Annotated in this window: 23 protein-coding genes and 4 tRNA genes; 15 read left to right on the top strand and 12 right to left on the bottom strand. The window is 62.1% G+C overall.

Translation table 11 applies throughout. The features are described from left to right. The first annotated feature begins 112 nt into the window (after positions 1–112). The 5 genes from murI to BTW08_RS10800 all read left to right on the top strand — a co-directional run bounded on the left by murI (position 113) and on the right by BTW08_RS10800 (position 9,880). Positions 113–1,009: a glutamate racemase gene (murI, locus tag BTW08_RS10820; RefSeq protein ID WP_075562545.1), complete on the top strand. Its 897-nt coding sequence runs from the start codon at positions 113–115 to the stop codon at positions 1,007–1,009. Positions 1,010–1,217: 208 nt separating this feature from the next. After that, on the top strand, positions 1,218–2,345 hold the full coding sequence (gene trmA / locus BTW08_RS10815; RefSeq protein WP_075562544.1) for a tRNA (uridine(54)-C5)-methyltransferase TrmA: 1,128 nt from the start codon (positions 1,218–1,220) through the stop codon (positions 2,343–2,345). A 199-nt stretch (positions 2,346–2,544) separates the two neighbouring features. Next, positions 2,545–7,365 (top strand): NAD-glutamate dehydrogenase, encoded by a 4,821-nt coding sequence (locus tag BTW08_RS10810; protein WP_075562543.1) that lies wholly within the window; start codon positions 2,545–2,547, stop codon positions 7,363–7,365. A 202-nt stretch (positions 7,366–7,567) separates the two neighbouring features. Beyond that, a complete protein-coding gene (locus BTW08_RS10805; RefSeq protein ID WP_075562542.1) occupies positions 7,568–8,710 on the top strand; it encodes a hypothetical protein in 1,143 nt (380 codons plus the stop codon). 138 nt (positions 8,711–8,848) lie between these two features. Next, positions 8,849–9,880 carry a quinone-dependent dihydroorotate dehydrogenase gene (locus BTW08_RS10800; RefSeq protein WP_075562541.1) on the top strand — a complete coding sequence of 344 codons (1,032 nt, stop codon included), beginning with the start codon at positions 8,849–8,851 and terminating at the stop codon, positions 9,878–9,880. A gap of 174 nt (positions 9,881–10,054) precedes the next feature. On the opposite strand, the gene rmf is transcribed toward BTW08_RS10800, so the two are convergent. Next, positions 10,055–10,264: a ribosome modulation factor gene (rmf, locus tag BTW08_RS10795; RefSeq protein WP_075562540.1), complete on the bottom strand. Its 210-nt coding sequence runs from the start codon at positions 10,262–10,264 to the stop codon at positions 10,055–10,057. Between the two features lie 253 nt (positions 10,265–10,517). Here rmf and rlmKL point away from each other — a divergent pair, with 253 nt between their 5' ends. Next, a complete protein-coding gene (rlmKL, locus tag BTW08_RS10790) occupies positions 10,518–12,710 on the top strand; it encodes a bifunctional 23S rRNA (guanine(2069)-N(7))-methyltransferase RlmK/23S rRNA (guanine(2445)-N(2))-methyltransferase RlmL (protein ID WP_075562539.1) in 2,193 nt (730 codons plus the stop codon). A gap of 60 nt (positions 12,711–12,770) precedes the next feature. Here rlmKL and BTW08_RS10785 read toward each other — a convergent pair whose 3' ends face one another. Then, positions 12,771–13,046, bottom strand: a complete 276-nt coding sequence (locus BTW08_RS10785) for a WGR domain-containing protein (RefSeq protein ID WP_075562624.1) — start codon at positions 13,044–13,046, stop codon at positions 12,771–12,773. A gap of 249 nt (positions 13,047–13,295) precedes the next feature. On the opposite strand from BTW08_RS10785, the gene pdxB reads away from it, so the two are divergent. Further along, entirely contained in the window at positions 13,296–14,447 is a 1,152-nt protein-coding gene (pdxB, locus tag BTW08_RS10780) for a 4-phosphoerythronate dehydrogenase PdxB (RefSeq protein ID WP_075562538.1), read from the top strand. A 44-nt stretch (positions 14,448–14,491) separates the two neighbouring features. Here pdxB and BTW08_RS10775 read toward each other — a convergent pair whose 3' ends face one another. The 10 genes from BTW08_RS10775 to msrB all read right to left on the bottom strand — a co-directional run bounded on the left by BTW08_RS10775 (position 14,492) and on the right by msrB (position 22,635). Continuing rightward, positions 14,492–15,259 carry a siderophore-interacting protein gene (locus tag BTW08_RS10775; RefSeq protein WP_075562537.1) on the bottom strand — a complete coding sequence of 256 codons (768 nt, stop codon included), beginning with the start codon at positions 15,257–15,259 and terminating at the stop codon, positions 14,492–14,494. A gap of 12 nt (positions 15,260–15,271) precedes the next feature. Then, positions 15,272–15,694, bottom strand: a complete 423-nt coding sequence (locus tag BTW08_RS10770; RefSeq protein ID WP_075562536.1) for a MarR family transcriptional regulator — start codon at positions 15,692–15,694, stop codon at positions 15,272–15,274. 197 nt (positions 15,695–15,891) lie between these two features. Then, positions 15,892–16,647, bottom strand: coding sequence for an anti-sigma factor (locus tag BTW08_RS10765; RefSeq protein WP_075562535.1), 756 nt, complete (start codon positions 16,645–16,647; stop codon positions 15,892–15,894). Then, on the bottom strand, positions 16,644–17,222 hold the full coding sequence (locus tag BTW08_RS10760; RefSeq protein WP_075562534.1) for a sigma-70 family RNA polymerase sigma factor: 579 nt from the start codon (positions 17,220–17,222) through the stop codon (positions 16,644–16,646). The genes BTW08_RS10765 and BTW08_RS10760 overlap by 4 nt, the downstream gene beginning before the upstream one ends. 197 nt (positions 17,223–17,419) lie before the next feature. Beyond that, positions 17,420–17,941, bottom strand: coding sequence for a DUF3455 domain-containing protein (locus BTW08_RS10755; protein WP_075562533.1), 522 nt, complete (start codon positions 17,939–17,941; stop codon positions 17,420–17,422). 244 nt (positions 17,942–18,185) lie between these two features. Next, the gene (gene htpX, locus BTW08_RS10750) at positions 18,186–19,088 is read right to left on the bottom strand and encodes a protease HtpX (RefSeq protein WP_075562532.1); all 903 of its coding nucleotides are present in this window, start codon (positions 19,086–19,088) and stop codon (positions 18,186–18,188) included. Positions 19,089–19,304: 216 nt separating this feature from the next. Then, positions 19,305–20,531, bottom strand: a complete 1,227-nt coding sequence (locus tag BTW08_RS10745) for a pyridoxal phosphate-dependent aminotransferase (RefSeq protein WP_075562531.1) — start codon at positions 20,529–20,531, stop codon at positions 19,305–19,307. A 165-nt stretch (positions 20,532–20,696) separates the two neighbouring features. Further along, entirely contained in the window at positions 20,697–21,641 is a 945-nt protein-coding gene (ylqF, locus tag BTW08_RS10740; RefSeq protein ID WP_075562530.1) for a ribosome biogenesis GTPase YlqF, read from the bottom strand. A 345-nt stretch (positions 21,642–21,986) separates the two neighbouring features. After that, positions 21,987–22,127, bottom strand: coding sequence for a hypothetical protein (locus BTW08_RS19140; RefSeq protein WP_168170656.1), 141 nt, complete (start codon positions 22,125–22,127; stop codon positions 21,987–21,989). A 109-nt stretch (positions 22,128–22,236) separates the two neighbouring features. Continuing rightward, positions 22,237–22,635 (bottom strand): peptide-methionine (R)-S-oxide reductase MsrB, encoded by a 399-nt coding sequence (gene msrB, locus BTW08_RS10735; protein WP_075562529.1) that lies wholly within the window; start codon positions 22,633–22,635, stop codon positions 22,237–22,239. Between the two features lie 185 nt (positions 22,636–22,820). Between msrB and BTW08_RS10730 the strand changes: the two genes are divergently transcribed. The 8 genes from BTW08_RS10730 to BTW08_RS10695 form a co-directional block, all read left to right on the top strand. Next, positions 22,821–22,896, top strand: a tRNA-Glu gene (locus tag BTW08_RS10730). 36 nt (positions 22,897–22,932) lie between these two features. After that, positions 22,933–23,007: transfer RNA gene (locus tag BTW08_RS10725), tRNA-Gly, on the top strand. 114 nt (positions 23,008–23,121) lie between these two features. Continuing rightward, positions 23,122–23,197, top strand: a tRNA-Glu gene (locus BTW08_RS10720). A 53-nt stretch (positions 23,198–23,250) separates the two neighbouring features. Next, positions 23,251–23,325 (top strand) — tRNA-Gly (locus BTW08_RS10715). Positions 23,326–23,751: 426 nt separating this feature from the next. After that, the gene (locus tag BTW08_RS10710; protein WP_075562528.1) at positions 23,752–24,735 is read left to right on the top strand and encodes an ABC transporter ATP-binding protein; all 984 of its coding nucleotides are present in this window, start codon (positions 23,752–23,754) and stop codon (positions 24,733–24,735) included. Continuing rightward, entirely contained in the window at positions 24,732–25,505 is a 774-nt protein-coding gene (locus BTW08_RS10705; RefSeq protein WP_075562527.1) for an ABC transporter permease, read from the top strand. The genes BTW08_RS10710 and BTW08_RS10705 overlap by 4 nt, the downstream gene beginning before the upstream one ends. Then, positions 25,502–26,341 (top strand): NADPH-dependent 7-cyano-7-deazaguanine reductase QueF, encoded by an 840-nt coding sequence (queF, locus tag BTW08_RS10700; protein ID WP_075562526.1) that lies wholly within the window; start codon positions 25,502–25,504, stop codon positions 26,339–26,341. The genes BTW08_RS10705 and queF overlap by 4 nt, the downstream gene beginning before the upstream one ends. 147 nt (positions 26,342–26,488) lie before the next feature. Then, the coding region (locus tag BTW08_RS10695; RefSeq protein WP_210403238.1) for a nitroreductase family protein at positions 26,489–26,745 on the top strand (257 nt) is incomplete at its 3' end.

Here is a 26,745-nt window from a genome sequence, read left to right as displayed (position 1 = left end):
GTCTGCCAGCACGGATCCTCGATCTCCAGCCTCTCCTCACGACGACGATCGCCACTGCGCGATCGTCGTCGTTTGCGTAGAATATGGCGCTGAATCGACACGCGAGGGCGGAATGGATCGATCGCATGAGACGCCGATTTCCCCGGCGAGGGCCAGGGTTGATGCACTGATCTTCGACTCGGGCGTCGGCGGTCTCTCCGTCAGCGCCGAGATTCGCCGACATCTGCCGCAGCTCTCGCTCGGCTACGTTTGTGACAACGCGGCGCTGCCGTACGGTACCCGGGAAGACGCCTGGCTGGTGGCGCGAATCGTCAGCGTCTGCGAACGCGCCTGCGAACATGCCCGGCCGCGCGCACTGGTCATCGCCTGCAACACGGCCAGTACGCTGGCGCTGGACGCACTTCGCCAACGCCTGTCGATTCCAGTGATCGGTACCGTGCCGGCGATCAAACCGGCCGCTGCAATGAGCGAGCATCGGATCATCGGATTACTGGCCACCAGCGCTACCGTTCATCGGCCTTATCTTGATCGGCTGATCAAAGAGTTCGCCGGCGATTGCCAGGTCGTGCGCGTGGCGGCGGACCCGCTGGTAGTCGAGGCGGAGCGTCTGTTGCGGGGGCTGCCCATCGACGCCTCGTCACTGGCGACCGCGATCGCGCCGCTGAGGGCCGCGGTGGGTCTCGACGTAGTGGTGCTGGGGTGCACCCATTTTCCGCTGTTGCGCGAGCCGCTCGAGGCTCTGTTACCGAGGGGCGTTCGCTGGATCGACTCGGGCCAGGCCATTGCCAGACGCCTGAGTGCGGTGCTGTACGAACCTGGCGTCGCGGGCGATCGTGACGGACTCCCGTGGCCCCCGGAGGTCTCAGGGCTCCCGGAGGCATCCGTTGCCGAGCCCGGAGCGGCCAGCTGGGCCACGGCTGCTTCGGCGGTAGGGCTGACCTCGGCGTTGGCACGATTCGGCTACGCGCCGCCGACGATGCTCGAGGTCGATTCACCGCCGTCAGGGTAGATTGCTCCAGATTTCATGTCTCGGTTTAGGCACTCGTCTTTTCCGATCCTGGGTTCGGGAATCGATTTTCGAGGGTTTCAAAGGCTTCTTTTTAAGAACGTATTTCCAAGAGCTTATTTTCAAGGACCTATCTTCCAAGGATCTATCTTCCAAGGACCTGTTTTCCAAGGATCTATCTTCCAAGGACTTATCTTCAAGGACTTATGGTGTGGTGATTTTCGATATAGACCCTTCCCGCTACGACGCCCAGCTCGAAGCCAAGCGCGAGCGAATCGAACGGCAGTTCGCCCGGTTCTCGCCGCCGACCCTGGAAGTCTTCGCGTCGCCGCCATCGCACTATCGCATGCGCGCCGAGTTTCGGATCTGGCACGAGGGAGATGATCTCTACTACGCCATGTTCGAGGCTGACCCGGAGGCGCCCCTGCAGCGAGGTCGGGTCGCCCAGCGCGTCGTACGGGTCGATCGCTTCCCGGTCGCCAGCGAGCGGATCAACGCCCTGATGCCGCAGCTGCTGGACGCAATTCGCGACGAGCCGCTGATGCGTCGCAAGCTGTTCCAGGTCGAGTTCCTCACCACGCTGAGCGGCGAGGCGCTGGTCACCATGATTTACCACAAGCCGCTGACCGAGGAGTGGGAGGCGCGCGCCCGCGAACTGCAGGCCCAGCTCGGCGTGTCGTTGATCGGGCGTTCCCGCAAGCAGCGGCTGGTGCTGGATCGGGACCACGTCTGGGAGCGACTGGAGGTGGATGGTCGCGAGTTTCGCTATCAGCAGGTCGAGAACAGCTTCACCCAGCCCAATGCCGAGATCTGCCGTTCGATGCTGCACTGGGCGCGGGATGTGACTCGTGACGTGACACAGGAAGGCCAGGATGATCTGGTCGAGCTCTACTGTGGCAACGGCAACTTCACGGTGGCGCTTGCAGAGAACTTTCGCCGCGTGGTCGCCACCGAAATTTCGCGGACCTCGGTCGCCTCCGCCCAGGCGAACCTCGAGGCCAATGCGATCGACAACGTGCACGTCGCCCGGATGCCGGCAGAGGAGTTCGCCCAGGCGCTGAGCGGGGAAAAGCAGGGTCGCCGAGTCACCGCCATGCAGCTCGACGAATGCCATTTCTCGACCGTGCTGGTCGACCCGCCGCGGGCCGGGCTGGACGCCGAAAGCTGCGAGCCGCTGATGCGTTATCAGCGTATTGTCTATATTTCATGTAATCCCGATACACTGGCCGCCAATCTCGAACAGCTGAGCCAGACCCATCGCGTGACGCGAATGGCACTGTTTGACCAATTCCCGTGGACGGACCACTGTGAGTGCGGGGTGCTGCTCGAGCGTCGATAGCCGCCAAACCCGGCAATCAAACCTCGACGGCCGATATTGTCAATCGTTAGTGCTGTCGAGCAGGGTCGCCGCCGATGCATAACCGACATGCGTCATGACGAAGCTTCAATTGAGTGGGGCGCCGTGTGACGCTGACGTAAGCTCCCATCCTATTGAATGCGGCCGCCATATTGACGGTCGATGCCAGCCGAGGTGATAGATGCAACACGTCGCGATCGAGGGAAAAACGGAATTTCTGGAACAGCTGAAGGAAAAGCTGTCCAAGCGCCTCCCCGAAGACAAGGTCAAGCGGATCACGGCGTTCGCCGAGGATCTCTACGCCACTGCCCCCTTCGAGGAGGCCGCGGATCGGCAGCTCGATGACATCTACGGCGCCACACTGGCAGCCTGGCACTTCATGCGGACCTTCGATCCCGACGAGGCCAAGGTGCGGGTCTTCAACCCCAATTTCGAAGCGCATGGCTGGCAGTCGCCACACACCGTCGTCGCCGTACTTCATCGCGACATGCCGTTTCTGGTCGACTCCGTGCGCATGGAGCTCAACCGCCGCGGGCTGACCCTGCACGCGATCCATAACGCGGTGCTGGCGGTCGAACGAGACGCGCGCCACCACGCCACCCGGATTACCGGCACTCGGGCTGAAAAGGCGCCGGAAGCGCGCGAGTCGATCATCCTGATCGAGGTCGACCGCCATACCGACAGCGATACGCTGATCGATCTGGAGCAGGGCCTGCGCGACGTGCTGCTCGACGTACGCACCGCCGTCGTCGACTTCGATCCGATGCGCGACAAGGCTCGCGAGATCATCGCCGAGCTGGAAAAACAGCGTTCGGAAGGGGTTGCCGAGGACGATCAGCAGGAGACCGTGGCGTTTCTCAAGTGGCTGCTGGACGAACACTTCACCTTTCTGGGCTATGCCGAAAGCCGCCAGGTCGGCAGTGGCAAGAAGGCCCATGGCGAGCGTGTCAGCGGTAGCGAGCTGGGCGTGCTGAAGCTCGACCAGCCGCGCTACCGGGAGCCGGTGCGCTTCGAGCAGGACAAAGGTTCCGCGCTGCTGCACTTCGCCAAGAGCGCCTATCACGCTCGCGTCCATCGTCCAACCTACCCGGACTACATTGCCATCACCCGGCATGACGCCAAGGGCAAGGCGATCGGCGAATGGCGTTTCTTCGGTCTATTCACCTCGCTGGTCTACAACGAGTCGCCGCGCACGGTTCCGGTTCTGCGACGCAAGGTACAAGCGGTGATCGACGCCGCCGGCGTCAATCCCAAGGGCCACAACGGCAAACTGCTGCTGCAGGTGCTGGAAGTGCACCCGCGCGACGACCTGTTCCAGAGCTCCACCGAGGAGCTGAGCCGGACCGCATTCGGCATCCTCAATATTCGTGAGCGCCGCCGCGTGCGTCTGTTCGTCCGCGAAGATCGTGCCGGTCAGTTCTACTCCTGCCTGGTCTTCGTGCCGCGGGATATCTTTTCCACCGATCTGCGCCTGCGCATTCAGAATCTGCTGTGCGAAGAGCTCGACGCGACCTTCGCCGACTTCAACCCGTACCTCTCCGAGTCGATTCTGGCGCGGATCCAGTTCACGTTGCGCTTCAATGGCGACAAGCCGGTGGCGTTCGACGGTCGCGCGCTGGAAAAGAAGATCATCAATCTGGCGCGCAACTGGCGCGAGGAGCTGCACGGCGCGCTGATCGAAAGCCTCGGCGAGGAGGCGGGCAACCGCCGGGTCCAGACCTTCCGTGACGCCTTCCCCGGCAGCTATCGAGACGACTTCGCGGCACGCACCGCCGCCAATGACATCCGTCATCTCGAGGCGCTCGACGACGGCGCGCCGATCGGCGTCAGCCTCTATCATCTGGCCGAGAGTGCGGCGGAGAGCGTCAATCTCAAGCTCTACCATCTCGAGACCCCGATTCCGCTCTCGGACATGCTGCCGGTGCTCGAGAATCTCGGTCTGCGCGTCATCAGCGAGCGGCCCTATCGCATCGCCACCGAACACCAGACCTACTGGATCCATGATTTCACCTTTGAATATCGCGGCGTGGGCGAGGTCGATCTGCGCGACATGCGCGACAACTTCATCGATGCGTTCACCCGGATTTGGGTCGGCGATGCCGAGAACGATCGTTACAACCGGCTGATCATCGGCGCCGATCTGGACTGGCGCCAGGTGGCGGTGCTGCGCGCCTATGCGCACTACATGAAGCAGCTGCGGATCGGGCTGTCCCAGGCCTACATCGCCAGCACGCTGGCTGCCCATGCCGATATCACCCGGGGTCTGACGCGGCTGTTCTCGCTGCGGTTCTCGCCGGAAACGACCAAGCAGCGTGACGAACAGTGCCAGGCCTGCATCGACGAGCTCAACGCGATGCTCGATCAGGTGGCGAGCCTCAACGACGACCTGCTGCTGCGCCGCTACGTCGATCTGATCCAGGCCACCGTGCGGACCAACTTCTTCCAGCCGGGCGAAGACGGCAGTACCAAGGCCTACATCTCGTTCAAGCTGGAGCCGAGCAAGGTGCCGGGCATGCCCAAGCCGCGGCCGATGTTCGAAGTGTTCGTCTACTCGCCGCGGATGGAAGGCGTTCACCTGCGCGGCGGCAAGGTCGCTCGCGGCGGCTTGCGCTGGTCGGATCGCAACGAGGATTTCCGCACCGAGATTCTGGGGCTGATGAAAGCGCAGCAGGTCAAGAATTCGGTCATCGTTCCCGTCGGCGCCAAGGGTGGGTTCATCTGCAAGCGGATGCCGGAAAATGCCGACCGTGACGCCATCCAGGCCGAAGGAATCGAATGCTACCGGACGCTGATCCGGGGCCTGCTGGATCTCACCGACAATCTCGACGGTACCACCGTGGTACCGCCGCTTAGCGTCGTCCGTCACGATCCGGATGACCCGTATCTGGTGGTGGCGGCCGACAAGGGTACGGCGACGTTCTCCGACTATGCCAACGCGATCTCGATCGAGTATGACTTCTGGCTGCGCGACGCCTTCGCCTCCGGCGGGGCCCAGGGCTATGACCACAAGGGCATGGCGATCACCGCGCGCGGTGCCTGGGAGTCAGTCAAGCGTCATTTCCGGGAAATGGGCCTGAACACCCAGGAAGATACCTTCAGCGTACTGGGTATCGGCGACATGGCCGGCGATGTCTTCGGTAACGGCATGCTGCTGTCCGACAAGATTCAGCTGGTCGGGGCCTTCAACCACCGCCATATCTTCGTCGACCCCAAGCCGGATGCCGCCAAGTCCTTTACCGAGCGCAAGCGCCTGTTCGCATTGCCGCGGTCGAGCTGGTCGGATTACGACGACAAGACGATCTCCGAAGGTGGCGGCATCTTCTCCCGCGATGCCAAGTCGATTCCCGTCTCCGCGGCGATGAAAAAGGTCTTCGGCATCAAGGCCGACAAGCTGTCGCCGAACGATCTGATTAACGCGATGCTCAAGTCGAAGGTCGATCTGGTCTGGAACGGCGGCATCGGCACCTACGTCAAGGCAGCCAGCGAGAGTCATGCGGATGTCGGCGACAAAGCCAACGACGGGTTGCGGATCGACGGCCGGGATCTCAACTGCCGCGTGGTCGGCGAGGGTGGCAACCTGGGTCTGACCCAGCGCGGACGCATGGAAGCGGCGGAGAAGGGCATCCGCGTCAATACCGATTTCATCGACAATGCCGGTGGCGTCAACTGCTCGGATCACGAGGTCAACATCAAGATTCTGCTGGACGGTATCGTTCAGCGTGGCGACATGACCGAGAAGCAGCGCAACCAGCTGCTGGTCGAGATGACCGAGGAGGTCGGCGAGCTGGTCGTGCGCGACAACTATCGCCAGACCCAGGCGCTGTCGCTCTCCGAACTGCAGTCCAAGGAGGGGCTTGGCCCGTATCGTCGCTTCATTAACGAGCTCGAAGCGGCCGGCAGTCTCGATCGTGAACTTGAATTCCTACCCAGCGACGAACAGCTGATCGAGCGCAGCAATGCGGATGGCGGCTTGACCCTGCCGGAGCTCAGCGTGCTGATCTCCTACGCCAAGAGTACGCTCAAGAGCGATCTGATCGCCGCCGAGCTGCCGGCGGACCCGCAGTTGCAGCAGCACGTGACGAAGGCGTTTCCCGCCACCTTGTCGGAGCGCTACCCGGACGATCTCTACCAGCACCGCCTCAAGCGCGAGATCGTCGCGACCCAGATCGCCAACGACCTGGTCGACCACATGGGTATCACTTTCGTGCGCCAGCTACGCGACTCCACCGGCGCCTCGCGAGTGGAGATCGCTCAGGCCTACGTGATTGCGCGCGACAGCTTCGGGTTCAATCAGCTGTGGGAGCAGATCGAAGCGCTGGATCATCGTGTCGAGAGTCAGACGCAGTACGCCATGATGCTCGACCTGATGCGCCTGCTGCGCCGCGCGACGCGCTGGTTTCTGCGTCACCGAGGCTCGCTCAGCATCAAGGAGTGTGTCGAGCAGTACGCGCCCCAGCTGGCACAGTTGCAGGAAGATATCGGCAATCGCCTCAATGGCGACGAGCGAGAAGCCTGGGCCAAGCGCTGCGAAGCCCTGGTCGAGGCCAAGGTGCCGGAAGCGTTGGCTTCGATCGTTGCCGCGGCGTCCAATCTGTACGCCGGACTCGGGATCATTCGCGCCGCCCGCACCAGTGGCGATAAAATCCAGCGGGTTGCCGAGACCTATTACGCCATCGGTCAGCGTCTGGAGCTGCCGTGGGTGATGCAGCAGATCAATAGCCTCGAGGTGCGCGATAGCTGGCAGGCCCAGGCGCGGGAGACCTTCCGCGACGATCTGGATCGTCAGCAGTTGGCATTGACGGTGAAAGTGCTGGGGATGACGGATGCGCCGCGAGAGGTCGAGCCGCGGGTCGAACATTGGCAGGAACAGCACTCGCCGCTGCTCGAGCGCTGGAATGCGTTGCTGGCCGAGATCGGAACGGGCGCATCGATCAGCTTCCCGCTGGTGGCAGTGGCGATCCGCGAGCTGGTCGACCTTGCCGAGAGTGAAAGCGAGGGATAAGGTGGCGACAGGCAGGCGGGCGGCAAGGCCGCCCGCTCTGGATGATCGTGACGAGCAACAGCGATGTTGCTCGCTGCGCGTCAGGCCACAGGTTTTCTGGTAGCAAGACGATAAGACGTCTGTCGGCAGCCTTTTAAGGTGCGTCGGTAGGCGTCTCTGTTATGCTTTGCTCCGATTCGGTCGCAGAATGCAGAGAGGCCCCATGAAGTATCGCGTATTGTCCACTTTATTCGTGGCGTTGAGCCTGGCGGGCGCCAGCACTCAGGTTCTGGCTCAGAGCGAAGCATTGAAGGATGCTCAGGAAGCAGCCAGCAAGGTCGATCTGACCCACTTTTTCAAATCCGATTCCGATGCGCGCAGCCGGAGCTTCTTCTTCGGGGGCCTCCACCAGCATCCGTTCACGGTCGACGAGGCGGGACGCTATCGGTTCACCAGTTCGACGCTGCCGGGGGAGTCCGACGATTACAAGATCTCGGCCAAACTCGTGGACAGCAACGGCAAGGTGCTGACCAGCGGTTCGGGATTGGGCTCCACCGGGGGGCTCGAGCTGACGCAGGAACTCGAGCCGGGTGATTACTCGCTGCAGGTTTCCGGGCAGAAGTTCGGGACCACCAAGACGGGCGGGAACAGTTTCAACGTCGACGTCGCGAGACTGGATGCCAGCGGCAACGTGGTCGGCAGCGATGATGGCGGGGTCGACAACGGCGGCGGCATCATGTTCGGCGGGCCTGGTCCCAGCGGCCGTACCACGGCGTTCGTCGACGAAGGCGACCAGGTCGCGACATTGAGCGCGCCGGGGCGTAAGGCGGCCAGCAGCGTCGGCGCCAGCGGGGCGGCTTCCCAAGGCGCTTCGACAGGACAGCGCAGTTCGACTGGGCAGGGTGGTTCGGCAGGACAGGATGACGCCACCTTCGGCACCACCAACACCGGCACGGCGGCAAAACCGAGCTCTGCGACAGATGCCTCGAGCACCTCCGAGAGCAGTAGGGCCCGCAACAACCAGCCGGACTTGCCCGATGCTTTCGACGAGATCGTGGCTGATATCGAGATTCGCCAGGAAGGCCAGGTGTTGAGCTTTGATGTCGTCGACCGGGGCACAGTCTCGATCGCCAGCTCGACGTTCCCTGGCAACGAGGGCACGTATCGCCTCCAGGCCAAGGTTCTCGATGCCAATGGTAATACGGTGGCCAGCGACGAGGGCTCTCTTGCCGACGGCGATTTCGATATCGAGAGCGTACTGCAGCCGGGTCGCTATCGCGTCTGGGTCAAGGGGCAGCGGTTCGGTTCAGCCATGAACGGCGCCAACAACTACACCTTGCGCGTTCAGCAACTCGACACGCAATAACGGCTCGCGCCATGACACGGCCCGGTGCATCGTCGCCGGGCCTTGTCGTTGCTGGGCGTCGAATTCGTGTCGCCGCGTCGAGTTGGGATATACTCGCCCGCCGCTACTGCCCCCTTTCGTTACCGACGAGATTTTTCCATGTACGCCCTCGTTCGCTCCCTGTTGTTTCGGTTAGAACCCGAGACCGCTCATCGACTCACGCTGACCGCGCTGGATACCGCGCATCGGGCGCGTCTGACCAGTATGCTGGGCGATGCCTACGTGGCGTCGGCCTCCACCGAGTTGATGGGGCTGGCGTTTCCGAATCGGGTCGGACTGGCAGCGGGCTTGGACAAGAATGCCGACCATCTGGACGCCCTCGGGGCGCTGGGCTTCGGTTTTGTCGAAGTCGGTACGGTGACCCCCAAGCCGCAGCAGGGCAATCCCAGGCCGCGTCTGTTTCGATTGGCCGGGCCGCAGGCGATCATCAACCGGATGGGATTCAACAACGCCGGCGTCGACCATCTGGTCGCCAATGTGCGGAAGAGCCGCTACAACGGTGTTATCGGCATCAACATCGGCAAGAATCTGACGACACCGGTCGAGCGCGCAGTGGACGATTACGTGACCTGCCTGCGCAAGGCCCATGGCGCTGCACACTACGTGACGGTGAATATCTCCTCACCCAACACGCCGGGGCTGCGCAATCTTCAGTTCGGTGATCATCTCGACGGCCTGCTCGGGGCGCTGAAGACCGAGGCGTCCAGGCTCGATGCTGAAACCGGCCGTCGCGTGCCGCTGGCGGTCAAGATTGCCCCGGACATGACCCGAGACGAGATCGCCTTGGTGGCGGAGACGCTTCAGGCCAACGACATCGACGGCGTCATCGCCACCAATACCACGGTATCGCGGGAGCACGTGACGGGCATGCCGCACGCCCATGAGGCGGGAGGATTATCGGGCGCGCCGCTGTTCGCGAGTTCGACGGCGGTGGTCCGGGAATTGAGGCGCCTGTTGCCGACGATGCCGATCATCGGTGCGGGCGGTATCGACAGCGGCGTTCGGGCGAGCGAAAAATGTCAGGCCGGGGCCGATCTGGTCCAGCTCTATACCGGTTTCATCTATCGCGGTCCCGAATTGATCGGCGAGTGCGTTCGGGCGACCCAGAACGACGACCGCCGGCCAGCGTGAGCCCCGGGCGAACACGTTCGACGGCAAGCGCACGCGATGATAAGAGCGTTTCAAGAGCGAGACGGGTAGGAGTACGCGGTAAGGCGGTGAATGAAGCGACCGACTCGAGCCAAAAAGCGGGCAATAAAAAGGCCCGCCAGTAGCGAGCCTTGATCATGCCGAGGTAAGCGGCAGCTACGTCATCACCGCGGGGTTCTTATGGATACCCGAAACGCCTGTCATTCCGGCCCACTGGTCTCCGCGACCCTCACGCCATCCGCTCATCCAGTTTTCACGCAGATTCACTTCCTGGCTGGGACACTCATCGCGTGAGCGACCGACGATGCCAGCCTTGTAGCCGTGGAGAAATGCCCGCTGGTTGCGATCACGTTTCTGTCGTTTCATCGTGTAGTAGCCTCTTGTCTGAACAAGTGCATCTCCTGGGGAAAACCACAGCCAGTCGATCGGCACAGGGCCAAATTCGACAGGCTGCCCGCGAAAACGTCCGGACAGGCAAACCGCATGCGTTGTTTCGTAGCTACGACTGTCATCTTTAGTCGAAATGAGAAACGATGTCGATAGGCGTTTTGTCATAAAGCCTTTTCTTTACTGCCTCCAAGGGAATATGACCGCTATACACGGGTCCGATGATGCCGCCATGAAGGACGATAACTTGCTGTTAAATCTCTACATCACCTGCCCTTGGGGTATCGAGTCCCTGCTGGCCGACGAAGTCGCGACGCTGGGAGCCGAGATACAAAAAACTACGGTCGCCGGTCTCCACGCGAGCGCCGATCGGGCCACTGCCTATCGCATCTGCCTGTGGTCGCGCCTGGCCAATCGGGTGATCGTGACATTGGGGCGGGAGACCGGTTGCGAGGAGCCCGCGGCGATTGTCGAAGCGGTCAGATCTCAGCCGTGGGCCAAGATGCTGAAGCCCGGGCAGACCCTGGCCGTGGATTTTCATGGTCAGTCTGCCGCCATTCGCCATACACGCTTCGGCGCGCAGGTCGTCAAGGATGGCGTGGTGGAAGCGCTGCTCGCGGCGGGCTGGGAGAGGCCCTCCATCGATCCGCGAGAGGCGGACGTGCGCCTTTATGCCCATCTGCACAAGGGCCAGCTGCTGGTCGGTATCGATCTGGTGGGCGCGAGCCTTCATCAGCGGGGCTACCGGCGCGATGCCGGCCACGCTCCGCTGAAGGAGAACCTGGCGGCGGCGCTGCTGGTCCGGGCCGACTGGCCGGCCCGGGCCAAACGCGGAGAGCTGTTGGTCGACCCGATGTGCGGGGCCGGTACCCTGTTGATCGAAGCGGCGATGATGGCGGCTGACATCGCTCCGCAAATGAGTCGCGAGCGTTTTGCCCTGGAGACACTGGCCGATTTCGACGCCGAAATCTGGCACACGCTACGTCGCGAGGCCCAGACGCGTGCCGATGTCGGCCGGCGTGGGGCACGCTCGCATCTGTTCGGTCTGGACCAGAGCCCGCAGGCGATCGGTGCCGCCAAAAGCAACGCCATGCGTGCCGGCATCCCGGCGTTGATCACGCTGAATGGCGGCTCGGTGAAGTCGCTCGAGCGCCCGCAAGCGGCGGAGGGCAGCGAAACCTTGCAGACGGGGCTGATCGTGACCAATCCGCCCTACGGCGAACGCCTGGGGGAGCTGCCCGAACTAGTCGCTCTCTACAGCGATCTGGGCGAACGCATGCGCCAGCAGTTCCCGGGCTGGCAATTGGCGCTGTTCACCGGCAATCCGGATCTGGGCCATCGGCTCGGGCTGCGAGCCCACAAGCAGTACGCGTTCAAGAATGGCCCGCTCGACTGCAAGCTGCTGCTGATCGACATCGACGAACGGGATCCCGCCGAAGCCGAGGAGTCGCGATCTCGGCCGGTGCCCAAGGAAGCGCCGCTGAGCGAGGGCGCGCAGATGTTCGCCAATCGGCTGCAGAAGAACCGCAAGCGGTTGAACAAGTGGCTCAAGAAGTCCGGCGAATCCTGCTACCGGCTTTACGACGCCGACATGCCGGAATACGCCTTGGCCATCGATGTCTATGGCCACCAGATCCACGTGCAGGAGTACGCTGCGCCCAAGTCGGTCGACCCGAGCAAGGCGCAGCGTCGTCTGATGGACGCGTTGAGCGCCATTCCCGTGGCCATGGACGTGCGGCCCGAGCAGATTCACTACAAGCAGCGCGAGCGCCAGAGCGGCAAGGCGCAGTATCGCAAGCAGGCCAATAGCGGCGACCGCTTCGTGGTCGAGGAAGGCGGCGCCAGGCTGTGGGTCAATCTCAAGGACTATCTGGATACCGGGCTGTTTCTGGATCACCGCCCGGTGCGTCGTCTGCTCGGCGAGAAGGCCAAAGGCAAACGCTTCCTCAACCTGTTCTGCTATACCGCCACGGCCAGCGTTCACGCGGCGCTGGGCGGGGCCAGCGACAGTATCAGCGTCGACTTGTCGAACACCTACCTGGAGTGGGCGCGAGACAACTTCACGCTCAACAAGCTCGATCCGAGCCGACACCGGGTCGTGCGCGACGACTGCCTGCGCTGGCTCGAGACTGCCGGCAGCGAGTTCGACCTGATCTTCATGGATCCGCCGACGTTCTCGAACTCCAAGAAGATGGAGGGGACGCTGGATATCCAGCGCGACCATGCCCGACTGATCGAACTGGCCATGGCCCGTCTGGCGCCGGCCGGGGAGCTGATCTTCTCCAACAACCAGCAGCGTTTCCGGCTGGACGACGAGGTGGCATCACGCTATCGCGTCGAGGAGATCACCGCCCAGACCTACGATCCGGACTTCACCCGGCGTGCCAATCTGCATCACTGTTTTCGCATTCGGCACGCCGGCTAGCCGACGAACCCGACCTCCGCGGCGACGGAGGTCGCGCGGGGTCTAGTCTAGTAGCGAGGTCTAATCCAGTAGCGAGAGCTGGGCCACGGCCTGGCGGCCTTCGGGGCTGTCGTCGTCGGCCTCGAGCACCTTGCGATAGCCCCGCGCGGTCTGAATGTGGGAAAGATCGTCGACCCACATCATCGCCTGGGCGTAGCTCTCGGCGACGGCATGCTTGAGACCGCCATACTGGGTGCCGATCTGGCCCCAGGCGCGACTGTAGATCCAGTCGCCAAACATGTCCTGGTGCAGATGGACCAGAACGTAGTCATGTTCACTTTCCCAACGGACGATCACACGGTCTCCTGCTGCGTTGGCGCTCATCGCTTGTTCATCGCGAATGGCGGGCCTAATATGGCTGCGCCAAGCGTTGCGGTGCTTCGACCCCGCGGCGCAGCTGACGTCAGGCGCCATTGTAAAGCAAGCGCTGCAGAAATCGACGCCGCTTTCGAGGCCCATGACCGGCACTTGATCGGTCGTCACCATTGCCTGGGGTCGGGATTGAACGAGACAACCGTCGGGACGGAACCAATCAAGAGGAAAGTCATGCGTATCCTGGTGGATGAGAACATTCCGCTGGCGGAAGAGTTTTTTGGCGAGCTGGGCGAAGTCACTCGTCAGCCCGGCCGTGAGATGACGGCAGACAGTCTCCGCGGGCACGATGTGTTGGTGGTGCGATCGATCACACCGGTAAACGCCACGCTGCTGGAAGGCGCCGACAAGCTGAGGTTCGTCGGCACCTGTACCATCGGCACCGACCATATCGATACGAACCTGCTCGCCGAACGGGGTATCGGTTTTGCCAGCGCGCCGGGCAGCAATGCCGATTCGGTGGTCGACTATGTGCTTTCCAGTCTGTTGCTGCTGGCCGAGGAAGACGGCTTCTCGCTATCCGGCAAGACGGTGGGAATCGTGGGTGCCGGCAACGTCGGCGGGCGGTTGGCGGCACGTCTGGACAATCTCGATGTCGACTGTCTGATCTGTGATCCGCCGCGTGCCGAGGCCGAGAATCGGGAAGATTTTCTGGATCTGGATACGCTGATCGAGCGTGCCGACATCGTCTGTCTGCACACGCCGCTGGTGGCCGACGGCAAACACGCTACGCACCACCTCATGAATCGCGACCGTATCCAGGCACTCAAACCGGGCACCGTGCTGATCAATGCCGGCCGGGGCGACTGTCTCGACGGTGTTGCGTTGCGCGAGCGGCTCGAACGCGAGGGCGACCTGCGTACGGTGCTCGATGTCTGGGAGCACGAGCCGGGGATCGACGAGGCGCTGTTCGAGCTGGTCGATATCGGTACGCCGCATATCGCCGGCTACAGCGTCGACGGCAAGATGCTGGGCACCGAGATGATCTATCAGGCCGCCATGCGCCACTTCGGGTTGCCGTCACGCAAGAAACTCGGCCAGCTCAAGCCGGACCCGTGGCTACGCAAGATTGTGCTGCACAGCTGGACGCCACCGCTGGAAGCGCTGTCGCTGTGCGCGCGGGCCTGCTACGACGTGCGCCGGGACATGCTGGCGTTCGATCGCTATCGTCGTCGACTGGGCATGGCCGCGGGGTTCGATGCCTACCGCCGCGAATACCCATCACGGCGGGAATTCCAGACGCTGCGGGTCGAGCTGAAGAAGAACAAGGGCGGCCTGCGTGACGCAATGGAAGGCTTCGGGTTCAACGTCAAGCTGGGCAAATAGCCGAGTCTCGCCTCGTTAAAGAGCGCCCGTGCCGACCTCCTTGGCTAGGCGCTCTCGATTTCCTCTCTTTCCGCGTCCTCGCGCTTGACCACGCGGTGGCCATCTTCGCTCGCGCCCAGTTTCCAGTAGCTCGAAATATACATCTCCCGTTTGCCCACGCCGCGATCGTCGATCAGATGGCGACGTAGCTTGCGCATGGCCGAAAATTCGCAGGCGACCCAGATCCCTGGGGCGCCCGGAAGCCAGTCGAACTCGCGCAGGGCGTCGGTAAGACGATCGCTGTCGCTGCCCGGGTGCGGATTGATCAGCCAGTCGATCCGCATGCCGTCGGGCAACTCGAACGCTTGGATGTCGGCTTCGCTGGTCACTTCGATGATCGCGCGCCCCTCGGCGTCAGGTGGCAAGCGTTCCAGGTTGGCGCCGATCGCCGGTAGCGAGGTCATATCGCCGACCAGTAGATACCAGTCGGCGTTTTCCGGCAGACGTTTGGCGGGTCCCGGGCCACCGATCAGGATCGTGTCACCGGGTTTCGCTGCAGCGGCCCAGGTGGCGGCGGGGCCACCGTCATCGTGAACCACGACGTCCACGTCGATCTCTCCGTCGCGCTGATGGCGCACCGTGTAGGTGCGCGGGACCGTCCGGGCGTTGCCCTGTTCGTCTTGTCCATCGGGAACCATTAGCTTGACGTAGGCGCTCTCCTGATCGGCGGGAAAGCCGGCCATGCCCTCGCCGCCGAACGTCAAGCGCAGCATGTGGGGGGTGACGAGTCGACGGTTCAGTACGGTGTAAGGTCTGGGGGCGGGTTTGGGCATCGAAATTCTCGTTCAATTCAGGTTGGAGATCATCAACCGCGATAGCCGCAGAAACGCATCGAGGTCTTCCTGCGTCATTCCTTCCGACAGTCTCGCGTGGGCATCCCGTTCACAACCGTCGACCTGTGCCAGCACGGATCGTCCGCGATCCGTCAGCGATAGAAGTTGGCTGCGCCGGTCTTCGGGATGGGGCGATCTGGCGATGATGTCGGCATCGAACAGGTCCCGCAGCAGCCGGGTGATCTGGGCCTTGTCGCGCTGGGTGTACTGGGAGATGTGCTGGGCGGTGCAGGGCGCCTGACTACGAATGGCCTTGAGCGTGCGGATATGTGAAACGGTGAGGTTCAACTGCGTATCTGCATAGGCCTGGCGTAACCTGCGCCTGTAGGCATGCATGAGCTGGTGCAGGGAGTCACCCACCGACGTGTCGGTCATGTCGCAGCCTTTCGGTTGATAGTGTCAACTAATTAAGCGCGGGAAGGGCGTTGTTGTCAACTGTTCTCATTGGCTACCGACGAGTTGGTTATCGACAAGTTAAATGTCGAAAGTTGGCTATCGAAGTCTGGTTATCGAAAGTTGGTTATCGAAAGCCCTCTGCAGCGGGCGTGGCCGCTGCAGAGGGCCGATGAGCGCTACAGTTCGACGGCACGGCCGATGAACTGAATCGGGCCGGTCGGGCGGTCGAGCGGGGAGCCTGTGGCGTCCTCCAGCGTCAATTCGAACAGCTGGTTGTCTTCCAACGGAGGCAGATCCTTCAACGAGAGTCGTTGGGTCTGCCCCGGCTGTACCAGACCCAGCGAGACCGGCCCGCTCCAGTCGTCGGCCTTGGTCCAGAACTCCAGCGCCTTGCCCGGTGGCACCTCGATAGTTCCGACCGGTATCAGACTGATCTGCTGCGATGAACTCGCCTCGACGACCCAGCCGGCCTGAGTGTGCTGGGGCGTCATCAGCACGACCATGTAGCGGGGCGAGGGTTGGGCGCCCGGGCCGAAGGCCAGCATCGCGGCGAGGCCGACAACTGCCAGCACGCTGGCGAAACTCACGCCTCGCCACAAGGTCACGTTGTCCCACAGCCGTTCCCAGAGCGTATGCCCAGCGGGCGATCGATCCGGCGAGCGGGTCGAAGTCGGCGCATCCTGGCGGTCGAGACTGCGCTCGATGCGCTGCCACAGCTGGGCCGAGGGCGCTACCGGTTCCGCTAGCGCCGTGTAAGGCTGCAATCGCGATTCCCAGCGCCAGACGGCGGCCTGAAGCGCCGAGTCTTGGGATAGACGATGTTCGACCGCCTCGCGCCGTTCGGCACTCAGAGTGCCCAACACGTATTCGCCCGCCAGGTCGTCGGTCTCGTCCGGTCCGAGAGAAGAAATTTGCTCAAGATGATCGGTCATGACAGGCACTCACGCAGCGCCGCCAGGCTTCGCTTGATCCAGGCCTTGACGGTCCCCAGGGGACGATCCAGGCGCGTGGCGATCTCCTGATGGCTGAAGCCGTCGACATAGGCGTGGAACAGACAGTTGCGGCGCTCCGGCGACAGTTGTCCGAGGCAGCGATCCAACTCGCCATGGCCGAGCCAGTCGAAATGATCCTGGGTATCCGTAGCCGCCTCCTGTGATCGCTCGGCATCGAGCCTTTCGGCCGTATCGTCATCGACGGTCACTTCTCGATGACGGGTTCTGACATGATTGAGTGCCAGATGACGCGTGACGCTGAATATCCAAGTCTTGCCCGAGCCGCGTTGGGCATCGAACGTATGGGCCTTGTTCCAGATCCTGACGAACGCGTCGTGGATGATGTCTTCGGCGATACCGCGATCGCCGACGATGCGGATCACCACGCCCAGCATGCGGGATCCTTCCTGCGCGTAGAGCCGCTGAAGCGCCTGGCGGTCCCCATTGGCACAGGCTTCGAGTAAAACGCCATGATCGAACGTCGACTGATTGAGCGCCGCTGTGTCGTCTGTCACACGCACTATCCTTGAAGCGCACCCCGGTCGGGGCTGATGAGTCTCATACTACGCAACACGGACTCGTCATGGCGAGTCCGTGTTGACCTGTGGATGAACGCGGAGTCATCCACTGCGTCTGCAAATCAGCTGCGTTGGCAAATCAGCTGCGTTGGCAGATCAGCCAGCATTGTCGTTCAGCTGGCATCGTCTGCCGTTCAGCTGGCTTTCCAGAACAGATAGTCAGCCTGATACTCGACCACTTCCTCGGCGCCGTCGTTGTCGGCGCTGCAGGCCATGTCCGGCGCCACGCCGCCCTGAGTGTTCAGGCGCTGGACGTAGCTGACACCAGTCATGTGTCCTTCACCCTCGGCCGGGTTGGCTTCCACGAGCTGGAAGGGAATATTGCCCTCGCCACCTGGCGCGGTAGCCAGCTGAGTGCCGGTGATCTTGGAGCCGTCGCTGGATTCCCAGGTGGCCGGCGGGCCGTAGTAGCTGCCGACCTGATTGCCGTCCGCGTCGTTGAGTTTGGCATCCGGTCCCTTGAACACCCATTCGTGCGCGCCGTCCTTCATTTCGCAGGCATAGGTGATCTCGCCGACGCCTACGGTTTCCATGGCGACCTTGTTGCCGTCCGGTACCTTGACGTCTGCCGGCACGTCGTTCGCATTTGCCACGAGGCTGAAGGAACCCAGCAGGGCGGCGGTCAGGGTAACGCTGGCTAGCTGTCGAGTTTTCATTGGCGTCTCTCCGAGCGTGAATAGGGCAGGACTTCATGCCCTGCGCCGGGGATACACGCGAGTCGAAGAATTGGATGCAGATGGTGGAGAAGGGAAGTTTCGCGCGGCTGACGGTGAGCCCGTGGCCGAGGAAGATACCGATGAAAAAAGCCCCGCGGGATGGCGGGGCTCGAGGATGACAGGGCTTGAGAATGATGGCGCTTCGCGGATGACGGCGCGGCTGCCGGGGCACCCCCACCGCGATTCACTCGCGGTAGGCAGATTCCTTCAGCGCCCGGATGCGCTCGTCCAGCGGCGGGTGGCTGGCGAACAGCTTCTCCATGACCTTGCGCGTCTGGCCGGTGGTAATGGCAAATGCGGTCAGCGAGTCCGGCATCTGGTCCGGCTGGCTGGTCTCGGCTTTGAGGCGGGCCAGTGCGTTGATCATCGCGCCGCTGCCGGCATATTTGGCCCCGGCGGCATCGGCCCGATATTCGCGGAAGCGCGAGAACCACGCCACGATGACCGAGGCGACCAGGCCGAAGACGATTTCCGCGACGATTACCACCACGAAATAGCCCATGAAGCCCAGGCCGCCGCCATTGTCGCGGCCGCGCAGGAAACTGTCGACGAGCTGGGCGACCACGCGCGCGAAGAACATCACGAAGGTGTTGAGCACGCCCTGAATCAGGGCCAGCGTGACCATGTCGCCATTGGCGACGTGGCCGATCTCGTGGGCCAGCACGGCACGGATTTCTTCCGGACGCATGCGTTCGAGCAAGCCTTGAGAGACCGCGACCAGCGCATCGTTCTTGTTCCAGCCGGTGGCGAAGGCGTTGGACTGCTGGGCCGGGAATATCGCGACTTCCGGCATCTGGATGTTGGCCTGCTGCGCCAGTTCGCGAACGGTATCGAGCAGCCACTGCTCGGTCGAATTGCTCGGCTGTTCGATCACCTTGGCCTTGGTGCTCATCTTGGCCATCCATTTGGAGATGAACAGCGAGATCAGCGAACCGGCCATGCCGAACACGAAGCAGAAGATCAGCAGGCTGTTCATGTTCAGCCCGTTGGCGTTGAGATAGGGCTCGACGCCCAATAGTCGCAACGTGACGCTGGCAACGAGTACCACCGCCAGGTTAGTCGCCAGGAACAGGATGATTCGCATCATCGGTCTTTACCCTCAGTCGTGGAATAGCGCTACCGACGCTAGGCGCGTCGTTTTTGGTTAGTCTGTTATTCGTTATTGTCTGATAATCAGACGGTTATGAAACGTTAGATACGACTTTCGCGAATAGGTTTCAAGAGGGCAGGTCGTAAGAGAGCAGGTTGCCAGAGGCACGGTTGCCAGAGAATCGGCGGCCGCGTCTGGGCGCGGCCGCGACAATCATTGGCGATAGCGAGACAGGAAGCGGGCGAAGCGGTCGATGGCATCACCCAGTTGATCGGCCCAGGGCAGCGTCACGATGCGCACGTGATCCGGCGTCGGCCAGTTGAACGCGGTGCCCTGGACCAACAGGATGCGCTCCTGCAGCAGCAGATCGAGCACCATCTGGGCGTCATCGTGAATCGGGTAGATCTCCGGGTCGAGCCGCGGGAACGCATAGAGCGCACCCTTCGGCTTGACGCAGGAGACGCCTGGAATGGCATTGAGCTTTTCATGGACCACATCGCGCTGCGCCAGCAGTCGCCCGCCGGGCAGGATCAGATCGTTGATCGACTGATAGCCACCCAACGCGGTCTGGATCGCATGCTGCGCCGGCACGTTGGCACACAGGCGCATCGAGGCCAGCATGTTGAGCCCCTGAATGAAATCCTCGGCGTTTTGCTTGCCCTGACCGCCGGAGAGAATCATCCAGCCCGAGCGGAAACCGGCACAGCGATAGCTCTTGGACAGACCGTTCATGGTCACGACCAGCTGATCGTCCGCTGCCAGGGCGCCGGTGGAGACGTGCTCGACGCCGTCGTAGAGAATCTTGTCGTAGATCTCGTCGGAGAACACCACCAGGCCGTGCTGGCGAGCGATCGCCAGGATCTCCTTGACCACCGCCGGTGGGTAGACCGCCCCGGTCGGATTATTGGGGTTGATCAGCACGATCGCGCGGGTGCGGGTGGTGATCTTGTCGCGGATATCGGCGATGTCCGGCGACCAGTCGGCGGCCTCGTCGCACAGGTAGTGCACGGGATGGCCGCCGGACAGGTTCGCCGCCGCCGTCCACAGCGGATAGTCCGGCGCCGGAATCAGAACTTCGTCACCGTCGTTCAGCAGCGCCTGCATCGCCATCACGATCAGCTCGGAAACACCGTTGCCGACGAACACGTCCTCGACGCCGACGCCGGGAATGCCCTTGCGCTGGCACTCCTGCATGATCGCCTTGCGCGCCGAGTAGAGCCCCTTGGAATCGCAGTAACCCTGGGCCGTCGGCAGGTTGCGCATCACGTCCTGAAGAATCTCTTCCGGCGCCTCGAAACCGAACGGCGCCGGGTTGCCGATATTCAGCTTGAGGATGCGATGACCTTCGTCCTCGAGCCGTTTGGCGTGATCGAGAACGGGCCCGCGAATGTCGTAGCAGACGTTGTCGAGCTTGTGCGATTTGCGGATGGGGCTGTTCATTGGGATTCCGTATGCGGCACAGCCTAAAGAGTCAGGCGGGTGGCAAAGAGTAGGGCGATGGCGAATTCTCGGCGGGCTGCGTCGCCGATATCCCAGCATACCGCCGCGCGGGCGCGGCGCAAGGGGCAGAAAAGCCTCGATTTTACGCCCATCTGTACGGCGGGATCAGCTTTCGGATTCTGCCTCGGTTTCCACCACAGGCTCGGGAATGTCCTCGGGCAGCTCCAGCGTCACGCGTCCCAGTTTGCCGTCACGCAGTTCATGCAGCAGCACTTCGGCGCCGCGATGCAGGTTGATCACGCCGCCGGCCCTCAGCCCGCCACGCTTGCGGGCGATCTCGTTCATGATCGCGTGACCGTCGAAGCCGGCCTTGGCTTGAAAATCGACCAGTTTGGGGCCATCGGCGTCAACGCTGTCGATCTCCGTGGGCGCGACATAGACGGGGAGTTCGCCCAGCTTGTAGCGCTCGCGCAAGGCGTCGGGGTAACGCTTGGCCAGCTCGGCAGCACAGACGATGGCGACGTCGACGTACTCGATCGCGGTATCGCGAATCGCGCCGCTGGCCGCGAGCCGATAGGCGCTGGCCTGATTCTCGATCTTCGGCCACAGCACGCCTGGCGTATCGATCAGCGATACGCGGCCGTCGATGCGAATTCTCTGCTGGCGCTTGGTCACCGCCGGTTCGTTACCGGTCTTGGCGATCTTGCGCCCGGCCAACCCGTTGATCAGCGTCGATTTGCCCACGTTGGGAATGCCCATCACCATCACGCGGACATCGCGATCGGCGCGAACCTGGCCGGCGAGTTCGTGACACAGGGCAGGAATTGGCTTGAGTTCACGCGCCTGAGTGGTGGTGACGGCAATCGCTCGGCTGTCCGGCTGGGCGTCGAAAAAGTCGATCCAACGCTGCGTTGCGACGGGATCGGCCAGATCGGCACGCGAGAGGATCTTCAACACCGGCTTGTGCTCGGTCAGATCGGCCAGCATCGGGTTGCCGCTGGAGTAGGGGAGCCGGGCGTCGAGAACCTCGATCACCACGTCGATTTCCGGCAGCGCCTCGGTAATCTGGCGCCGCGCCTTGTTCATGTGTCCGGGATACCAGCCGAGCATGTCTTTCTCCTGCCTATCTCTTTGCCTGCGTCATCGGGCCTGCGTCGTGCCTGTCTATCTAGTCGTGCCAGCATCGCGCCTGTCGAACGTTCCCGACGGAAAAGCGGGCGCCTATTCTACCAGCAAGTTCGCGTGGTTTGCTGGCCGACGCGTTCCGGGTGCCGTCTGGGGCCTATCGATCCAGGGTGGGAATCGTCCATATCGGCGGAGGAATAACGGCGGAGGGATAACGGCAGAAAAGAGAGCATCGCAAACTGCGTCCATAAGCAATGCACCCCGATCGAACTTTCCGATCGGGGTGCATTGAGACGGGCCAGCGGTAGAGCGGGTCTATGACCAGGCGGATCAGCGTTTCGGCCCGCGCTCCGGCGTACTTTTACGGTTCTGGTACTTGCCGTGCAGATCCCGCGCCGTCCGCTTGGCCTTTTCCCGGTTCTCGGGCTTGCGCAGCCAGTTGGCGATGGCCCCGAATAGCAGCTTCTTCATACCGTTTTCCTCGATGGCGATGAGCTAGTTACTGTATGGGTGCGAATCGCCGACGTGTCAACGTGTTCGCCGCCCGAGCCTTGTCCCCGGCATCGAGAGTCGGCACCGCTCATTCGCCGGCGTGGAACGTCATCGCCACCGAGTTGATGCAGTAGCGTTGCCCGGTCGTTTCCGCCGGTCCATCCGGAAACACGTGCCCGAGGTGGGCGTCGCAGCGGCGGCAGGTCACTTCGATCCGGCGCATGCCGTGGCTGTCATCGTGGTGCTCCTCGACCGATGCCGCCGCCAGGGGCCGGTCGAAACTCGGCCAGCCACAGTGCGCTTCGAACTTATGCTCGTTCTCGAACAGCGGCGCGCCACAGCAGACGCAGTGGTAGATCCCCTGGACCGGCTCGACCTGATAGTCGCCGGTGAATGGCCGCTCGGTGCCTTTCTCGCGAGTGACGTGGTACTGCTCGGGGGTCAGCTTCTCGCGCCACTCGGCCTCGGTCTTTTCCACCTTGCTCATGTTCGCTCTCCTCATGTTGCCGCATTGATACTTTCGACTTCAGCTCATGTCCTGCATTACAGGCCATTTGCCGGCCGCTGACCAGCCTTGATTAGGTCGAGGTGAAAATCGGTTAAATCAATTGCTTGACACCCCAAAACGGCCTCAGTAACATACGCGCCACTTCGACGGAGCCGAGACATTACGTCCCATTCGTCTAGTGGTCCAGGACACCGCCCTTTCACGGCGGTAACAGGGGTTCGAACCCCCTATGGGACGCCACTCGGTTTTGCGAAGTGTGCAGGAGAAGGTTTCGGTGCGGGAATAGCTCAGTGGTAGAGCATCGCCTTGCCAAGGCGAGGGTCGGGAGTTCGAATCTCCTTTCCCGCTCCAAATTTAGGTAGTATCGGAACGGTAGGTGTAGGTCGGGAGCTGGAACGCCAGCCCGGTCGATCTCCTTTCCCGCTCCAACTTTTGCGGTATCGGAACAGCTTGCTGCTCCATTGCGTCCCATTCGTCTAGTGGTCCAGGACACCGCCCTTTCACGGCGGTAACAGGGGTTCGAACCCCCTATGGGACGCCACTTTCATGATCGCCAGGTCATGTCGTCGTCGCTATCAGCGCCGGCAACGATAAGCGGGAATAGCTCAGTGGTAGAGCATCGCCTTGCCAAGGCGAGGGTCGGGAGTTCGAATCTCCTTTCCCGCTCCAGTTTTGGAAAATCTTGAAACGTGGTCGAGGGTCGTGAGCCGGAACGCCGGTCCGACGGAGGGCCGCCCCATCGCTCTCCTTTCCCGCTCCAATCGTGAAACTCCAGAAACCTCGATTTCCGTCAGCATCGTGATAGCCAGCCTGTTTCCTGACCCTCTCTGCTTCCGATTTGTCTGCCTTACCCGCCAGTCATACCAGTGAGCGCGCTTATTGGCGGTAACCGGTGGCCTGGATTTTCAGCAACGCGTTTCGCCCTCTCTATTCGTCACACCCGGTAGCATCGACAGCCAGATCGTTCGACTGTCATCACGAATCATTCATTCGTCTGCTAAAGATTGAACCTCGTGGAATTGCCCCCATATTCACGGCACTACGTTTAAGCTGATTTCATCACTCTCGATTTCTCAAACATGACAGGAATCCCTGATGGCAGAACCTGCACTGTCCATCCGCGGGCTGACCAAAGTCTACGGTAATGGTTTCGAGGCCCTGAAAGGCATCGATCTCGATGTTCCCCAGGGCGATTTTTTTGCGCTGCTCGGTCCCAATGGGGCGGGTAAATCCACCACGCTCGGCATCGTCTGCTCGCTGGTCCAGAAGACCGCGGGACAGGTGAGCATCTTCGGTATCGATATCGACAAGGACTTCGCCAAGGCGAAATACGCGCTCGGCGTCGTGCCCCAGGAGTTCAACTTCAGCCAGTTCGAAAAGGTCGAGGACATCGTTCTGACCCAGGCTGGCTACTATGGCATGCCATTGAAGGAAGCCAAGCCGCGCTGCGAGCGGCTGCTCAAGGATCTCGGCCTGTGGGACAAGCGCAACGGCGCCGCCCGCATGCTTTCCGGCGGTATGAAACGCCGCCTGATGATCGCCCGGGCCTTGATTCACCGGCCGCGGCTACTGATTCTCGACGAACCTACCGCCGGTGTGGATATCGAACTGCGTCGCAGCATGTGGGAGTACATGCGTCGGATCAACGAGGAAGAGGGCACCTCGATCATCCTGACGACCCACTACCTCGAGGAAGCCGAGAGCCTGTGTCGCAACATCGCGATCATCAATCACGGCGAGATCATCAAGAACACCTCGATGCGGGGTTTGCTCACCGAGCTGGATACCGAGACATTTCTGCTCGATCTGGCCGAGCCGCTCGAAACGACCCCGGTGATCGAAGGCTTCGAGATCGAGCGTGTCGACTCGCATCAAGTGGCGCTGTCCGTACGCAAGGGCACCAATCTCAACGATGCCTTCCAGCAGCTGACCGAGCAGGGCGTCCGTGTGCTCTCGATGCGTAATCGCGCCAATCGTCTGGAAGAGCTGTTCGTCTCGATGACTTCGCAGCCGGAAACCTCGAAGGGCATCGACAGTGAATCCGCGCAATCCACGCAGGCCAAGGAGACGGCGTCTTGAATACCCGGCAACTGCTGATTTCTCTCTGGACCATGGTGGTCAAGGAAGTACGCCGCTTCGTGCGCATCTGGCCGCAGACGCTGGTACCGCCGTCGATCACCATGACGATGTACTTCATCATCTTCGGTAATCTGATCGGCTCGCGCGTGGGCGAGATGCACGGCATCTCGTATATGTCCTATATCGTGCCCGGCCTGATCATGATGTCCGTGATCACCAACAGCTACTCCAACGTGGCCTCGTCGTTCTTCTCCAACAAGTTTCAGCGCAGCGTGGAAGAGATGATGGTCTCGCCGATGCCCAACTGGGTCATCCTGGCGGGCTTCGTCATCGGTGGCGCGGCACGTGGCCTCGGCGTCGGCCTGATCGTCACGATCGTGTCGTTCTTCTTCACCGACCTGAATCTGCATCACCCGCTCGTGACCCTGGCCGTCGTGATCATGACCGCGATGCTGTTCTCGATCGGTGGCTTCATCAACGCGTTGCTGGCCAAGAAGTTCGATGATATCTCGATCATCCCGATCTTCGTGTTGACCCCGCTGACCTATCTTGGCGGCGTGTTCTACTCGATCGATCTGCTGCCGCAGTTCTGGCAGAACGTGACGATGATCAACCCGATCCTCTATATGGTGAACGCCTTCCGCTACGGTATTCTCGGAATTTCCGACATCCCGGTGGGCGGGGCGCTGATCGCCATTGCCGCGTTCATCGTCGTGCTCTGGAGCCTGGCGCTGTGGATGCTCAATCGCGGCAAGGGAATTCGTTCATGACTCAGGATCGCCCGCACACGCTGACCGATGCGCCGCTCGGGCGGGAGTCGGCTTACCCCGAGCGCTACGACGCCTCGCTGCTGTTCCCCATCGAGCGGGCGGCCAACCGCGCGCCGCTGAGGATCGACTCCACATCGCTGCCGTTCGTCGGGGGCGATGAATGGTGGGCGTTCGAGCTTTCCTGGCTCGATCTGCGGGGTAAGCCGGTGGTTGCTGTGGCGCGATTCCGGTTGCCGGCGGATTCGCCGCAGCTGATCGAATCCAAGTCGTGGAAGCTCTATCTCAACAGCTTCAATCAGACGACGTTCGCCGATCGCGAGGCGGTGGTCGAGTTTCTGCAGCGGGATCTGAGCGCGGCGGCCGGCGCACCGGTCACGGTGGAGCTCTACGGCGCCGATGATGCCGAACTGGCCCCCCAGCCGATGCCGGGCGACTGTCTTGACGACATCGAAGTCGATATCGATCGCTACACGCCTTCGCCGGATCTGCTCGCCTGCGACGAGAGCGATATCGTCGAGGAGACGCTGCATTCGCACCTGCTCAAATCCAACTGCCCGGTCACCGGCCAGCCGGACTGGGGCAGCGTGTTGATCGCCTACCGCGGCCCGCGACTCGATCGTGCCGCCTTGCTGCGTTACGTGATCTCCTATCGTCAGCATCAGGATTTCCACGAGCACTGTGTCGAACATATCTTCGTGGATCTGATGGCGCGCTGCCGTCCGCAAGAGCTGCTGGTGATGGCGCGCTACGTCCGCCGTGGCGGGCTGGATATCAATCCCTGGCGCGCCACGCCTGGCTGGACACCCGCGCTGCCGGCACGGCTGCTGCGGCAGTAACGCTTTTGACGTAGAGTCGGGCGATCTGCAATCGCATCCGATATTCTGCTCAACACTTGGTCAAGAGCATTCGGTCAAGAGCATTCGGTCAAGAGCATTCCTTTAAGAACATTCGTTCAACCACGTGCCTGGATGGAGAAGCCGAACATGGACGCTCTGGAACTACTGCATCAGCGCCGTTCGATGGGCAAGCTGGCCGGCCCCGCACCGACCGCCGAACAGCTCGACGCCCTCTATCGTGCCGCGCTGCGGGCGCCGGACCACAAGGAAATGACGCCGTATCGCTTCATCGAGATCAGTGGGGAAGGGCTGGATCGACTAGGGGAGCTTTTCGCCCAGTCCGATTATCAGGCCAACCCGCATATCGATGAAGGCAACCTCGACGCTGCGCGCAAGAAGCCCAA

The sequence above is a fragment of the Salinicola sp. MH3R3-1 genome, assembly GCF_001937155.1.
In the GTDB taxonomy this organism is placed as follows: Bacteria; Pseudomonadota; Gammaproteobacteria; order Pseudomonadales; family Halomonadaceae; genus Salinicola; species Salinicola halophyticus.
This window is presented reverse-complemented; position numbering and strand designations above follow the sequence as displayed.

Coding starts and splice junctions, on each gene's coding strand:
- BTW08_RS19140 (WP_168170656.1), bottom strand. CDS start 22,127: ATGAAGAAGCTGCTATTCGGGGCCATCGCCAACTGGCTGCGCAAGCCC.
- BTW08_RS10800 (WP_075562541.1), top strand. CDS start 8,849: ATGTACGCCCTCGTTCGCTCCCTGTTGTTTCGGTTAGAACCCGAGACC.
- htpX (WP_075562532.1), bottom strand. CDS start 19,088: ATGATGCGAATCATCCTGTTCCTGGCGACTAACCTGGCGGTGGTACTC.
- BTW08_RS10805 (WP_075562542.1), top strand. CDS start 7,568: ATGAAGTATCGCGTATTGTCCACTTTATTCGTGGCGTTGAGCCTGGCG.
- BTW08_RS10770 (WP_075562536.1), bottom strand. CDS start 15,694: ATGACCGACACGTCGGTGGGTGACTCCCTGCACCAGCTCATGCATGCC.
- msrB (WP_075562529.1), bottom strand. CDS start 22,635: ATGAGCAAGGTGGAAAAGACCGAGGCCGAGTGGCGCGAGAAGCTGACC.
- BTW08_RS10765 (WP_075562535.1), bottom strand. CDS start 16,647: ATGACCGATCATCTTGAGCAAATTTCTTCTCTCGGACCGGACGAGACC.
- queF (WP_075562526.1), top strand. CDS start 25,502: ATGACTCAGGATCGCCCGCACACGCTGACCGATGCGCCGCTCGGGCGG.
- rmf (WP_075562540.1), bottom strand. CDS start 10,264: ATGAAACGACAGAAACGTGATCGCAACCAGCGGGCATTTCTCCACGGC.
- BTW08_RS10755 (WP_075562533.1), bottom strand. CDS start 17,941: ATGAAAACTCGACAGCTAGCCAGCGTTACCCTGACCGCCGCCCTGCTG.
- BTW08_RS10775 (WP_075562537.1), bottom strand. CDS start 15,259: ATGCCCAAACCCGCCCCCAGACCTTACACCGTACTGAACCGTCGACTC.
- murI (WP_075562545.1), top strand. CDS start 113: ATGGATCGATCGCATGAGACGCCGATTTCCCCGGCGAGGGCCAGGGTT.
- BTW08_RS10710 (WP_075562528.1), top strand. CDS start 23,752: ATGGCAGAACCTGCACTGTCCATCCGCGGGCTGACCAAAGTCTACGGT.
- rlmKL (WP_075562539.1), top strand. CDS start 10,518: ATGAAGGACGATAACTTGCTGTTAAATCTCTACATCACCTGCCCTTGG.
- pdxB (WP_075562538.1), top strand. CDS start 13,296: ATGCGTATCCTGGTGGATGAGAACATTCCGCTGGCGGAAGAGTTTTTT.
- BTW08_RS10810 (WP_075562543.1), top strand. CDS start 2,545: ATGCAACACGTCGCGATCGAGGGAAAAACGGAATTTCTGGAACAGCTG.
- BTW08_RS10745 (WP_075562531.1), bottom strand. CDS start 20,531: ATGAACAGCCCCATCCGCAAATCGCACAAGCTCGACAACGTCTGCTAC.
- ylqF (WP_075562530.1), bottom strand. CDS start 21,641: ATGCTCGGCTGGTATCCCGGACACATGAACAAGGCGCGGCGCCAGATT.